The organism is Roseibium sp. R5 (genome assembly GCF_055755305.1).
Map to the genome: position 1 here is coordinate 3,716,180 of NZ_CM146910.1, position 12,927 is coordinate 3,729,106.

The window sequence follows — 12,927 nt, forward strand, 5'->3', positions numbered from 1 at the left end:
ACTACTAATGGCATGTTAAACCGATCATAGAAAATCCGACTGCCCCTTCCGGAGACGTTGATGCCGCATTCTCAAAACCGCCTGCCCGGTTGGATGATGTCCAACATGTCCACGTTTGCTGCAATTGTTGCAATTAGCGCGTTTGGTGCCTCGCTGACCCCATCTTTGATGCCACGCGACCCCTTAGTGCAAAGCCTCTTGTCAGGAATTGTTGCAAGCCTGGGTTATGAAGCGGCACTTCTTGTCCGGGCAACCTGGTGCTACATGGAAATTCCGTGGCTAAGGGGGCGCTTGCGAACAGTTTGGGTTATTGGTGGTTTGGCCGCGTGTGCCGGTATTCTTGCCTATTCCCTTTCAAGAGCAGCAAACTGGCAAAATGCTACCCGCGAGTCCGTTGGACTGGAGCCGCTGGAAAGCGCCGCGCCATTCTTCATCCTAGGAGTATCCCTCGCCGTTTTTCTGGTTCTGTGGCTAATTTTCAGAGCGCTTGGGATCGCCCGCCGCCGGATGGAGCGGATTTTGGACCGTTTGGTGCCGCGTCGTGTCGGCATCGTGGTCTCAATTGCCGCTGTTGGCTGGCTCTTCTGGGCGTTGGTCGATGGCGCATTGATCCGCAATGCGTTCAAAGCAGCCGACGCGTCCTTTATGGCTGCAGACCTTCTCATGGAGCCGGATATTGAACAGCCATCCGATCCGCAAAAGACAGGAAGTGCAGCGTCCCTCATCCGCTGGAAGGAAATGGGGCGGCACGGCCGGGCTTTTGTTGCAACGGCCCCCTCATCAGATGAAATTGGGGAATTCTTTGAGGGTCCGGTTCAAAACCCGATCCGGATTTATGTCGGCCGGTTGTCGGCCGAGACAGCGGAAGAACGCGCCGAAATCGCGTTGGAAGAATTGAAGCGCGTGGATGCCTTCTCGCGCTCAACTCTTGTTGTGGCAGTGCCGGTTGGAAGTGGATGGATGGATCCGGGCGCTCATGACACACTCGACTTCATGCTTGGCGGAGATGTGGCGACAGTCGCCGCTCAATACTCGTATCTCACAAGTGTTTTGTCGCTGCTCGCACATCCGGACTATGGCGTTAATCAAGCACGTGTTCTTTTTGAGAAAGTTTATGACCATTGGACAACGTTGCCAAAAGACAACCGGCCAAAGTTTTATGTGCATGGTCTGAGCCAAGGCGCGTTCAACTCTCAAGCCACGATCCCTTTATTCGACATGCTGGGAGACCCCATCCAGGGAGCGATGTGGGCCGGGTCCCCGTTTTTCTCAAAATTCTGGTCAGAAGTTCGCGATCATCGAAACCCGGACAGTCCCGCCTGGCGGCCAACCTATGGCAACGGGTCTCTGATCCGCGTCTTGGACCAGTATGGTGGACTTGAAGGTAAATTTACGCCTTGGGGTCCGATCCGAATGGTGTTTCTCAACTACGGCAGCGATCCGATTGTGAACTTCACTTACGACAGTTCCATCTTTGAGCCCGGCTGGCTGTCACCTCCACGCGCTCCGGATGTTACGCCTCAACTCAGGTGGTTTCCCGTCGTCACCATGCTGCAGCTCGCGCTTGATTCAGCGTTTTCGCTGAATGTCTCGGGCTTTGGTCATTATTACATTGCCCGGGACTACATCGACGCCTGGGCCGCGGCCGTTGATCCAGAAGGATGGAATACTGACCGTGCAGACCGCCTCAAGGAAATCTTCGTCAGACGCGGTGGGTCGTTCTAGCTTGTAAAGACAGCTGCTTCAGATCTTTTGACCCAGCAGCCGGTCCAACCCACGTTTGACATCTTCCCGGATCGGATCGGCTGCGTCCAAAATGGCCTCAACTTCGAAGAAATCCATCGTTTGGAAATGACCGATTGCCGGTTCCAGGAGGAGATCCGGCTGGGCGCAGCTTAACTTCGCTGCAACGAGGGAATGAAGCGTGATTGAAAACGAGCCGATCCAGGTTTCCATACCGCTTGGCAGACCATCGATCGCTGAAAAATCTGCCCCGGTCACATCAACGGCCATCACGGGATAATCCGTATCGTCGAAGACATCAAAAGGCGTCGGGTTGACGAAGCCGCCATCGATCAAGACGCGCCCATCAATCTGGACTGGTGTCAGCAACATCGGAAGCGCTGATGAAGCCGCAATCGCAGGCAGCAAAGCGCCTTCGGTCAGGACTGCCTGGGATTGGCGATGAAAATCCGTTGCGACGACTTTCATCGGGATTTGTAAATCTTCAAAGTTCTCCGCCAGCCCGTCCGGAAACAGCGTCTCGAACAAAACCAGCGGATCAATGATCGACGGACGCATCATATTCAGAAGCGATCCCCAGGTCCGGCCATCAGTCAAAAACAGCTTTTGAAGCAATTGACCCTTTTGGGTGAAGAGATCGACCGTAAAGCTCCGGATATCCTTGCCGCTCATGCCGCTTGCATAGTAGCCGCCGAGGATGGAGCCCATGGATGTCCCGGCGATCGCTTCCGGTTTCACGCCCAGATCATCAAGCGCTTCTAAGACGGGTATATGCGCAAACGCCTTGGCCGCACCGCCGCCGAGGGCCAGGTGAAAGCCATCAGTGCGTTTTGCCGGATTTGCCGCGGTGTTTTCCGGTGAGGCCTGTGAAGACGCGGCTTGGCCGTTCGCACCTGATGCCAAGACTGTACTGCCACTGGCAATGGCTCCGGTCAAAAAACTGCGGCGTTCCATACTGGATCCATTCCTTCTGTCGTGACGACACGCGCCCTGCGAGCTGTACATAGAACAGTGCGAGGCGGCTCAAGTCTATCGGAGAGTATGGGAAAACTGTAAGACCCCTCCGGTCAAGAAAAAGGCCGGGGAACAGGTGATTGCCTGTCTCCGGCCTAATCCTTGATTCGAGAGCCGGAAACTCCGGCTCTCAGAGGGCAGAATTACTGCGGCAGTTGGTCGTCTATGCCCTGAACGTACCAGTTCATGCCGAGGATCGCGCCGTCGTCGAGACGCACACCATCTTCAGCTGCAACGGTACCATCCTGCTTGGTGATCGGACCGGTAAACGGCTCCCAACCATCGACAATCTTGGCTTCCGTTGCTTTGGCCATTTCAACAACATCTGCTGGCAGATTGGTGTATGGGGCCATGACTACGTGTTTCTCGGCAAGACCTTCCCAGGAGGAGTGGCTTTCCCACTTCCCGTCAAGTACGTCCTGAACGCGGTGGATGTAGTACGGCGCCCAGTCGTCAATGATGGCGGTGTACTGCGCGTCCGGGGCAAAGGCGACCATGTCGGATGCCTGGCCGAATCCGTGAACGCCGCGCTCTTGAGCTACCTGAAGCGGTGCGGTGGAGTCAGTATGCTGTGTGATGATGTCAGCGCCCTGGTCGATCAGCGCCTTGGCAGCATCTGCTTCCTTGCCCGGGTCAAACCAGGTGTTCACCCAAACTACCTTCAACTGGAAGTCCGGATTGACGGATTGTGCGCCCAACATGAACGCATTGATGCCGGCGATAACTTCCGGGATCGGGAACGAGGCGATGTAACCCGCTACGCCAGTCTTGGACTGTTTGGCCGCGACCTGACCGATGATGTAGCGGCCCTGGTGGAACTTGGAGTTATATGTCGCGACGTTGTCGGCGGTCTTGTAGCCTGTGGCGTGCTCGAACTTCACATCCGGGAACTTCTTGGCAACCTTGATGGTCGGGTTCATGTAGCCGAACGATGTCGTGAAGATGATGTTGCAGCCTTCACGCGCGAAACGCTCAATGGCGCGCTCTGCGTCCGGGCCTTCCGCAACGCTTTCAAGAAACGCGGTTTCGACCTTGTCGCCGAAATGCTCTTCAACGGCCAAGCGGCCCTGGTCGTGCTGGTAAGTCCAACCGAAGTCACCGACCGGTCCGACGTAAACGAAACATGCCTTAACATCGGCTGCGTTTGCTGCGGTTCCTGCTGCGAGGAACGCAGCGGCAGCCACGGTTGCTTTCAATAGAGATTTCATCAGTTTGGTCCCCTCTGTTTGATCTCTCTTTGTGTACGATCTTTTTGTTTTGATCCAGCCCTGATCGCTGCAGGCTGGACCCGACCGGTAACGGGGAGGCGCTATCGGTCCGGAACAAACGGCTTGCCCAGGCAGGCCGGTGTATTGACGAGCGTCAGTCTGCGGTTTGCGGAGATGAGCACAAGTACTCCAATGGTCGCAAGATATGGCAGGCTGGACAGGAATTGTGATGGAACCCCAAGGCCGATTGCCTGGGCATGCAAATTGAGAACGCTGACCGCGCCGAACAGGTACGCTCCAATGATGACACGGAACGGCAACCAGGATGCAAACACCACCAAAGCAAGCGCAATCCAGCCGCGGCCGGCCGTCATGTTTTCCACCCACTGCGGTGTATAAGCCAGCGACATGTAAGCGCCGGCCAAACCCGCACAGGCCCCGCCAAACAACACCGCCATGAACCGGATTTTCAGGACTGAATACCCCAACGCATGTGCGGATCCGTGATTGTCACCAACAGAGCGCAAGATCAGGCCGGCACGGGTTCGGAAGAGGAAGTAGGCCACCCCGATGACAAGTGTAAAGCCGATATAAACGATGGCATCCTGCTGGAAGAAGACCGGTCCAATGAACGGGATGTCCGACAAGATCGGGATGTAGAGTTCCGGGATCCGCAGACCCGGCACCCCGATATAGGCTTCTCCAATCATCCCGGAGAGCCCAAGACCGAGGATCGTCAGTGCAAGACCGGTTGCAACCTGATTGGCGACCAGAACCAGCACCAAAAAACCAAACAAGGCAGACATGGCCATACCGGCCGCGATTGCACCGATAACCCCGAGTGTTCCAGAGCCGGTCTGGTTAGCGACTGCAAATCCAATCACCGCCCCCATGATCATCATGCCTTCAACGCCCAGATTGAGGACGCCGGAGCGCTCCACCACCAATTCGCCAATTGCCGCAATGAGAAGCGGGGTTGCCGCCGTAATGACTGTGAGCAGAACAGCCTCAAACATGAGAAACCTCCCCGGCCGGATTGGCAGCACGGCGGGAGACCATGCGGATGCGATAAAGAATAAGCGTGTCGCAAGCGAGTACGTAGAAAAGCAGCAAGCCCTGGATCACGCTTGCGATCTTGTTGGAGACGCCAAGTCCAGACTGTACGCCCTCCCCGCCAATGTAGGACAAGGCAAGGACAAACCCGGCGATAATGATGCCGATCGGGTTCAAGCGGCCCAGGAAGGCCACGATGATCGCCGTGAAGCCATAGCCCGGAGAAATGGACGGCAGAAGCTGGTTCAGGGACCCTGAGACGACCATGGTGCCGGCAAGGCCGGCCAACCCGCCTGCCAAGGCGAACGAGAAAATGGTCAACCCTTTTGCTGAGAACCCGGCAAAGCTGCCTGCGCGCGGGCTTTCGCCCATTACGCGGATTTCAAAGCCCTTGATGGTTTTTGCCAAAACGAGCGCAAGCACCAACGCCACAATGATGGTGATGGGCGTCGCCAGGCTCATCATTCCGCCAAAGACTTCCGGCAAGGTCGCAGCATCAGAAAAGATGCGCGATTCCGGGAAGTTGAAGCCGTCCGGGTCCCGCCACGGACCGCGAACGAGATAATCAAGCAGAAGCCCGGCCACATAAACCAGCATCAGGCTTGTGAGGATTTCATTGGTGTTGAACCGGGTCTTTAACAGCGCCGGGATCATCGCCCAAAGCGCGCCCCCGATCACGCCGCAGATCAGCATCAGCGGCAAAGTCAGGCTGTTTTCAAAACTCGGGAACATCACCGGCAGGATGGAGCCGAACATTGCCCCGACCACAAATTGCCCTTCGGCACCGATGTTCCAGTTGTTCGAGAGGTAACAAACCGCCAGACCGCAGCCGATCAGAATAAGCGGTGTTGCTTTTTCGATCGTTGCTTCCAGCGACCACTGTTCTGTCAAGGGTTCAATGAAGAACTTGTAGAGGCCAAGGGCGGGATTAACGCCGGAAATGGCAAAGATGATCGCAGCGGACAGAGCTGTCAGGCCGACTGCAATCAGTGGCGACATCAGCGACATCAGTTCGCTGTGTTCCTTACGCTTGACGAGTTCGATCCGCATCAGGCGACCTCCCCTTGTGTCTCGGCTCCACCTGCCATGAGAAGTCCGACCCGTTCGCGGGTCATATCCGCGGCCGGCTCTGGTTCAGACAGATAGCCTCTGGAGATCACCGCGATCTTGTCGGCAATTTCAAAGATTTCATCGAGATCCTGGCTGATGACCAGAACCGCAGATCCGCTTCGGGCGAGATCAATGATCGCCTGGCGGATCAGCGCCGCAGCCCCCGCGTCGACGCCCCAAGTCGGTTGATTGATGATCAGGACGCCGGGTTGCCGGTCGAGCTCGCGTCCGACAACAAACTTCTGGAGATTGCCACCTGACAGCGACCGTGCCTCCGGATCGTCATGCGACATACGGACATCAAAGTCTTGCTTGATCCGCTGTTCCATCTGTCCGGCATTGGCCGTTGACACCATCCCGCCATTGACCAGCTTATCGCCCGTGCTGTGACGCGTAAGTACAATGTTCTGGGAGAGCTTCATACCTGGAACGGCGCCATGACCGAGCCGCTCTTCGGGAACGAAGGCGGCGTTTTTCTTACGGCGCCAATTGATCCCCTTGGAGCCGCAGGGAGCTCCATCCAGCAGGATCATATTGGAACCAACTCGCATTTCACCGGAGATTGCGTCGAACAATTCCCCTTGCCCATTTCCGGCAACGCCCGCAATCGCCACAACTTCACCCGCACGGAGTTCCAGCGAAATGTTGTTCAACGCCGTTGCAAAGGGTGTGGCCGCAGGCGCGGACAACTTGTTCAACCCAAGCCGGACATCTCCGATAGCCGGTTTTTGTGCTGCCGCGTTTACCGCGATCACTTCAGCGCCCACCATCATGCTGGCGAGTGTTGCTGGTGTTTCCTTCGTGGGATCACATTCATTGACAACCTGACCGTGGCGCAAGATGGTCGCGTGATGGCAGATCCGCTGAACTTCTTCCAAACGGTGGCTGATATAAAGGACGGCACAGCCTTCGGACGCTAACCGTTGCAGGGTCAGGAAAAGCTGATCCGCTTCCTGCGGTGTCAAAACAGACGTCGGCTCATCCATGATGATCAGACGGGGTTCCTGAAGGAGACACCGGACGATTTCGATCCTCTGACGGATGCCAACCGGAAGGTCTGCGACAATGTCACTGGGGTTCAGTGGAAGACCATACTCACGGGAGACTGTTTCGATCCGTTTGGCCAGATCTTTCATATTGCCGGGATTTGGCAGTGCGAGCGCTATGTTCTCGACCACATTCAACGCCTCGAACAAGGAAAAGTGCTGGAACACCATCCCAATGCCGAGTTCGCGGGCCGCTGCAGGATTGTCTATCGCAACCTTTTGGCCATCCCACCAGATCTCACCACCATCCGGCTCGAGCGACCCGTAGAACATCTTGACAAGCGTGGACTTTCCCGCGCCGTTTTCACCAAGAAGAGCGTGAATTTCACCCTTGTTGATCGTCAGATCGACGGCGTCGTTGGCAAGGATATCACCAAACCGCTTGGTCAGCCCTTGCGCGTCCAGCAACTTGTCTTTGCCGGATCTCGCGAACGGGGCAGCTGCCGTGTCCACTTCTGAATGGTTTTCTGTACCCACACTGTCCCCCGGTTGGATGCCGCCTTATTATTCATGTCTTATTTGTGTGCAAGCCTCCCGCTTGCAGCGGCTTGTTGATAACAGGCCTCGTCCCGGACAATCAGGTCGACAACTATTCCTGCTGCGATCGCAGCCGGGTGTTTTGATTTTATCGTTGTCACCCCGACCGGGCAGACCATGGTCGAAAGAACGCTGTCACTCAGACCGCGTGTTTTAAGACGTTTTAAAAACCGGACCCGCTTGGTTTTGGAACCGATAACACCGCAATAGTCAAAGCGCTGCGCGAGGAGCGTACGGGCCATGATTTCTTCATCGAGGCCGTGTGAATGGGTCATGGCAAGAACGAAGGCACCATCCGGCGCATCCTCGAGTTCTTTTGCGGGGTCCAAAGTGCAGACCTTCGTAACATTGGCCGGCACAGCGGACGGAAACTGATCCGCTCTGCTGTCGATCCACACGACCGAAAACGGCAAGGGCGCCAACGCCAGAACGAGTGCCTTTCCGACATGCCCGGCACCGAAGAGATACAGTATCCGCCGAGTTTCGCCGAATTGTTCTATGAGCCGCTTTTGACCATTCTCCTCGACGATTTGAAATGCGTCTTCAGGCACTTGATCCAAGATTTCCCGTTCACCAACGGAGCCGTTTTCGATAATCGCATGCGTTACAAACGGAAACGGTTTGCTTTCTTCCAGTGCCAACCGTTCCGCGGTTACCAATTGTTCCGCACCGAAGACTTCAATCGCGATTTTGGCCCGGCCTCCACAACACTGGCCGAGATCAGGGCCGAGAGAAACGGTTTTTAGTTCGAAACTGGCCGTCTTGCCGCATGCAGCCCTTGCTGCCTGGCGGATCACTTCAAATTCCAAGGTGCCGCCGCCGATCGTGCCGTAAAACCCGCCGTCCGGCCGTACGATCATCCGTGCGCCGGTTTCCCGTGGTGTCGACCCGCCAGTTTCGGCGACCGTGACGAGGGCACAGGCACCGCTGCTTTTCAGGCAGTTCGCGATGTGCCCCCAGACCTTCATGCCGAGACCTTTCGTGAGCGCAAATCCCGGACAGCCTTCATGATCGCTTCGGGCGTTGCCGGCGCATCAAGGTTGGGGACCTGGCCTGGCGCGATGCTCGCCACCGCGTCATTGATGGCGCAGAAGACAGCGTTTGCCAGCATCACCGGTGGCTCACCGACCGCCTTTGACCGGTAGACAGTCTCCTGAGGATTGCCGTTGCCGTTATAGAGGCTGACGTTGAACTCCTCGGGAATGTCCGACGCGGTCGGGATCTTGTAAGTCGACGGGGCGTAGGTGCGCAGCCGGCCTTTTTCATCCCAGACAAGCTCTTCAGTGGTCAGCCAGCCCATTCCCTGCACAAACCCGCCCTCGATCTGGCCGAGGTCAATCGCCGGGTTCAGCGAATGGCCGACATCGTGCAGGATATCAACGCGGTCGACCGTCATTTCACCGGTCATGGTGTCGATGGTGACCTCAGCGCAGGCGCCGCCGAAGGCAAAGTAATAAAATGGCCGGCCTGTTATGCTTTCCCGGTCCCAGGTGATGCCAGGTGTCGCGTAGAAACCGGCGTGAGACATCTGGATCCGCGCCATGTGCGCCTGTTTGGCCACTTCCGCCAAAGTGAAACTCTGATCGCCAATGAGGACCTTGTTGTCTCCGAAATGAATAGCCTCCGGACCACACTGGTGCTGCTCGCACAGGAACGAGATCAAGCGGCCCTTGATTTCCTGCGCTGCTAGTTTTGCAGCCATGGCATTCAAGTCAGTTCCAGAAGACGCCGCCGTCGGGCCGGTGTTCGGTACCTTTGAGGTGTTGGTTGCGGTGATCCGCACCTTCTCCAGTGTCACCCCAAATTCTTCGGCAACAACCTGGGCGACCTTCTGGTAGAGCCCCTGCCCCATCTCGGTGCCGCCGTGGTTCAAATGAACCGAACCGTCGGTGTAAAGGTGGACCAGCGCGCCAGCCTGGTTGAGGTGTTTCAGCGTGAAGGAAATGCCGAATTTCACTGGCGTCAGGGCCAGCCCCTTTTTCAGGACGGCATTTACAGCATTGAAATCACGGACATCATCCCGCCGGGACCAGTAATCAGAGGTCTTCTCCAGCTGGGCGATGAGATCATGCATCACCGCATATTCTTCGACCGGCATGCCGTAGGGTGTTATATTGCGCTCGCCGTCATAAAAGTTCAGCTTGCGAATATCAAGCGGATCCTGGCCGGTTTTGATGGCAATCGCATCAATCATGCGTTCTGCCGCCAACATACCTTGCGGCCCACCAAATCCGCGGAATGCAGTGTTTGAGCACGTGTCCGTTTTTAAACGGCGAGACCGGATGGCCGCATCTGGATAGAAATAGCTGGAATCGGCGTGAAACAGCGTACGGTCATTGACTCCAAGAGACAAATCGACCGAATAGCCACACCGGGCTAGAAACTCCATATCGACCGCGCGGATCTTGCCGGTACCATCGTGTCCAACGGTCCAGTCAACGCGGAAATCATGCCGCTTGCCGGTCATGATCATATCGTCATCCCGGTCAAGCCGAACCTTGCATGCCCGGCCTGTAGCGTGAGCGGCAAGCGCGGCCAAGCTCGCCCATTGGTTCGCCTGGGATTCCTTGCCGCCAAAGCCACCGCCCATGCGCCGCACTTCCGCGGTGACCAAGGCATCCGGAACCCCGAGGACCTTGGCCACGGTGTGCTGAACTTCCGTCGGATGCTGCGTCGACGTATGAACCAGCATGCCGCCCGCTTCCTGCGGCACGGCCATGGCGATCTGGCCTTCCAAGTAGAAATGCTCCTGCCCGCCAATGCGGAACGAGCCGGACAAGACCTCTTCTGCCGCTGTCATGCCTGTTTCAGGAGATCCACGCCGGAACTGGTAGTCCGGCAGCACCATTGTTTCCGCAGCTTCCGCGTCTTCCTGCGTCAGGATTGGTGGGATCGGTGCGACCTCGATTTTGGCTTTCAGGGCTGCCTTGCGCGCCTGATCCCGGGTTTCTGCCACAACGGCAAAGACTACCTGGCCGTAAAACAGGATTTCTCCATCAGCCAGAACCGGATCATCACCGAAACCGGATGAGCAATCGTTGGTTCCCGGAATATCCTCAGATGTCAGTACGGCAACGACACCGTCGCTTGAGCTGACATCGGTCAGATCGATGGAACTGATCTTGCCGCGGACCGCAGATCGCGCCCAGCCAGGGACGACATGCAGCGTGCCAACGGCCTCCGTAAGGTCATCAATGTAAGGTGCTGTGCCCGTGACATGCATTTCTGCACTGTCATGAGCCAATGGTTTGCGTACATGCTTCAGCGGGGCGGTCACTTTGCTCTGATCAAGCGGCGCGGTCATGATCTGCCTCCCGCTTTGCCAAAACCCGGACGCTTTCCGCGTCTGTCCCATCGGTTTCCATCAAGGCTTTCGCGAGCAAGGCCCGCGCCGTTTCCATGCGGTATTCCGCGCTTGCCCGCATATCCGTCAATGGCGTGAAGTCGGTGTTGAGTGCGTCAATGGCGGCAGCCCAGGTCGATGCATCCTCCAGGATTGCTCCTTTCAATGCCGCTTCTGCTCCGCTGGCCCGCTTCGGAGTTCCGGCCATACCGCCATAGGCGATCCGTGCATCGATGATCCGGCCATCAACAATGGTAAACCGGAAGGCGGCCATGACGGATGAGATATCCTGGTCGAAGCGCTTAGATATCTTGTAGCAGTGAAAGACCTGATTGGCGGAGGGGCGCGGAACAAACAGCCCGGTCACGAATTCCCCGGGAAGACGATCCTGTTTCCCGTAGTCGATGAAGAAGTCTTCCAATGCCAGGGCGCGATCAGTATCTGCTGACTGAAGCTCCAAAGTGGCGCCAAGTGCAATGAGCGCTGGAGGCGAATCTCCGATCGGCGATCCGTTAGCAATGTTACCGCCAACCGTTCCGGACGCGCGAACCTGTTTGGACCCAATCCGCTTCCAGAGTTCGCCCAGATCCGGTGAGATCCGCGTCATCGCGGCCTCAGTCGCGGCAAAGGTCGCCGTCGCCCCCATCAAAATACCGGACTCGCTTTCCTCGACCCTGTCCAGGCCCTCGATCCGGCCGAGCCAGATGGTTTTGGGAAGATCGCGGAGGTGTTTTGTAATCCAGAGGCCGACATCGGTCGCGCCAGAGACCAGGGTGGCATCCGGATGCTGACCGTAAAGCGCAGCCAGGCCATCCAAAGATGCCGGCGAGGAGAAAAACCTGTCACTGGTTCCAAGGAAAATATCCCGGCTGTCAGCGAGTTTCTTCAGTTGCTCACGGGTTTCATTCGACCGCCAGGTAAAGGCGTCATCCGCAACGTTGAAACAGGCTTCCAGCGCAGCATCGACGATGGGACGATATCCTGTGCACCGGCAAAGGTTACCGGCGAGCCATTCCGTCACCGTCTTGCGGGATTTTGCTTCACCTTCTGCGTGATACAGGGTGAAAAGCGTCATGATGAAACCCGGAGTGCAGTACCCGCATTGCGACCCGTGAAGCTCCATCATGGCCTGCTGAACCGGATGAAGCCGCTTGTCTTGCGCAAGGTCTTCCACGGTCACCAGTTCAGCGCCGTCGACCATGCCTAAGAGCTGGATGCAGCTGTTCACAGGCTGATAAGTCAGCTTGCCATCTATGACCCGGCCAAGCGCGACGGTGCAGGCGCCGCAATCGCCCTCTCCGCACCCTTCCTTCGTGCCGGTTTCCTTTCGGCGGAGCCGCAAATAGTCAAGAAGTGTCTCGGTCGGCCCGACATCGTGGAGCTCGACAATTTCACCGCCTTTGATGAACCGGATCGTGTCCCTCATTGCTCAGCTCCCCCGATAGGTTGAATAGCCGAAGGGCGAAAGCAACAACGGCACATGGTAGTGCGCGTTTGCGTCGGCGATTCCGAAGCGGATTGGAACAACATCCAGAAAGAGCGGATCCGGGAGGGTTTGATTGGTGCGTTTCAGATATTCACCTGCATGGAAGCGGAGCTCGTAGGTTCCGGTTTCAAACACATCGTCGGTGAGAATTGCACCGTCGACCCGGCCGTCGTCGTTGGTCACATGGCTTGAAATATGAGCCGGCGCATCTTTCGCAGACCAAAGCTCTATCTTGAGGCCCTTTGCAGGGACCCCCAAAGCGGTATCCAGAACGTGCGTTGTCAAACGCCCCATCAGTATCTCCCTCTTGCGGCAGTGCCGCAAAATCCATCAGATTAAAAATGTGCCTGAAATAGACGCAGATCCAAAGCGCTCATTTGCGTACTT

The 12,927-nt window shown here is 56.8% G+C and carries 10 protein-coding genes; 1 reads left to right on the forward strand and 9 read right to left on the reverse strand.

Annotation, left to right across the window (positions count from 1 at the left end):
• Window positions 1–60: 60 nt before the first annotated feature.
• Window positions 61–1,725 carry an alpha/beta hydrolase gene (locus tag AC0J4F_RS17460; RefSeq protein WP_473024176.1) on the forward strand — a complete coding sequence of 555 codons (1,665 nt, stop codon included), beginning with the start codon at window positions 61–63 and terminating at the stop codon, window positions 1,723–1,725.
• An 18-nt stretch (window positions 1,726–1,743) separates the two neighbouring features.
• Here AC0J4F_RS17460 and AC0J4F_RS17465 read toward each other — a convergent pair whose 3' ends face one another.
• The 9 genes from AC0J4F_RS17465 to uraH form a co-directional block, all read right to left on the reverse strand.
• Complete coding sequence (locus AC0J4F_RS17465; protein WP_473024177.1) at window positions 1,744–2,697, reverse strand: patatin-like phospholipase family protein; 954 nt, start codon at window positions 2,695–2,697, stop codon at window positions 1,744–1,746.
• A 203-nt stretch (window positions 2,698–2,900) separates the two neighbouring features.
• Complete coding sequence (locus AC0J4F_RS17470) at window positions 2,901–3,965, reverse strand: BMP family ABC transporter substrate-binding protein (RefSeq protein WP_306147193.1); 1,065 nt, start codon at window positions 3,963–3,965, stop codon at window positions 2,901–2,903.
• A 101-nt stretch (window positions 3,966–4,066) separates the two neighbouring features.
• The gene (locus AC0J4F_RS17475; RefSeq protein ID WP_473024178.1) at window positions 4,067–4,981 is read right to left on the reverse strand and encodes an ABC transporter permease; all 915 of its coding nucleotides are present in this window, start codon (window positions 4,979–4,981) and stop codon (window positions 4,067–4,069) included.
• Window positions 4,974–6,068 carry an ABC transporter permease gene (locus tag AC0J4F_RS17480; protein WP_306147192.1) on the reverse strand — a complete coding sequence of 365 codons (1,095 nt, stop codon included), beginning with the start codon at window positions 6,066–6,068 and terminating at the stop codon, window positions 4,974–4,976. Before AC0J4F_RS17480 ends, AC0J4F_RS17475 begins: the two co-directional genes overlap by 8 nt.
• Window positions 6,068–7,627: an ABC transporter ATP-binding protein gene (locus tag AC0J4F_RS17485; protein ID WP_473026447.1), complete on the reverse strand. Its 1,560-nt coding sequence runs from the start codon at window positions 7,625–7,627 to the stop codon at window positions 6,068–6,070. Before AC0J4F_RS17485 ends, AC0J4F_RS17480 begins: the two co-directional genes overlap by 1 nt.
• 62 nt (window positions 7,628–7,689) lie before the next feature.
• Entirely contained in the window at window positions 7,690–8,679 is a 990-nt protein-coding gene (xdhC, locus tag AC0J4F_RS17490) for a xanthine dehydrogenase accessory protein XdhC (RefSeq protein WP_473024179.1), read from the reverse strand.
• Window positions 8,676–11,015 carry a xanthine dehydrogenase molybdopterin binding subunit gene (gene xdhB / locus AC0J4F_RS17495; RefSeq protein WP_473024180.1) on the reverse strand — a complete coding sequence of 780 codons (2,340 nt, stop codon included), beginning with the start codon at window positions 11,013–11,015 and terminating at the stop codon, window positions 8,676–8,678. The genes xdhC and xdhB overlap by 4 nt, the downstream gene beginning before the upstream one ends.
• Complete coding sequence (xdhA, locus tag AC0J4F_RS17500; RefSeq protein ID WP_473024181.1) at window positions 10,999–12,480, reverse strand: xanthine dehydrogenase small subunit; 1,482 nt, start codon at window positions 12,478–12,480, stop codon at window positions 10,999–11,001. Before xdhA ends, xdhB begins: the two co-directional genes overlap by 17 nt.
• A 3-nt stretch (window positions 12,481–12,483) precedes the next feature.
• Window positions 12,484–12,834, reverse strand: coding sequence for a hydroxyisourate hydrolase (gene uraH, locus AC0J4F_RS17505; protein ID WP_473024182.1), 351 nt, complete (start codon window positions 12,832–12,834; stop codon window positions 12,484–12,486).
• Window positions 12,835–12,927 lie beyond the last annotated feature (93 nt).

Bases quoted from the DNA above. Each gene is read 5' to 3' on its own strand.
- xdhC (WP_473024179.1), bottom strand. From the start codon at position 8,679: ATGAAGGTCTGGGGGCACATCGCGAACTGCCTGAAAAGCAGCGGTGCC.
- AC0J4F_RS17460 (WP_473024176.1), top strand. From the start codon at position 61: ATGCCGCATTCTCAAAACCGCCTGCCCGGTTGGATGATGTCCAACATG.
- AC0J4F_RS17470 (WP_306147193.1), bottom strand. From the start codon at position 3,965: ATGAAATCTCTATTGAAAGCAACCGTGGCTGCCGCTGCGTTCCTCGCA.
- xdhB (WP_473024180.1), bottom strand. From the start codon at position 11,015: ATGACCGCGCCGCTTGATCAGAGCAAAGTGACCGCCCCGCTGAAGCAT.
- uraH (WP_473024182.1), bottom strand. From the start codon at position 12,834: ATGGGGCGTTTGACAACGCACGTTCTGGATACCGCTTTGGGGGTCCCT.
- AC0J4F_RS17475 (WP_473024178.1), bottom strand. From the start codon at position 4,981: ATGTTTGAGGCTGTTCTGCTCACAGTCATTACGGCGGCAACCCCGCTT.
- xdhA (WP_473024181.1), bottom strand. From the start codon at position 12,480: ATGAGGGACACGATCCGGTTCATCAAAGGCGGTGAAATTGTCGAGCTC.
- AC0J4F_RS17465 (WP_473024177.1), bottom strand. From the start codon at position 2,697: ATGGAACGCCGCAGTTTTTTGACCGGAGCCATTGCCAGTGGCAGTACA.
- AC0J4F_RS17480 (WP_306147192.1), bottom strand. From the start codon at position 6,068: ATGCGGATCGAACTCGTCAAGCGTAAGGAACACAGCGAACTGATGTCG.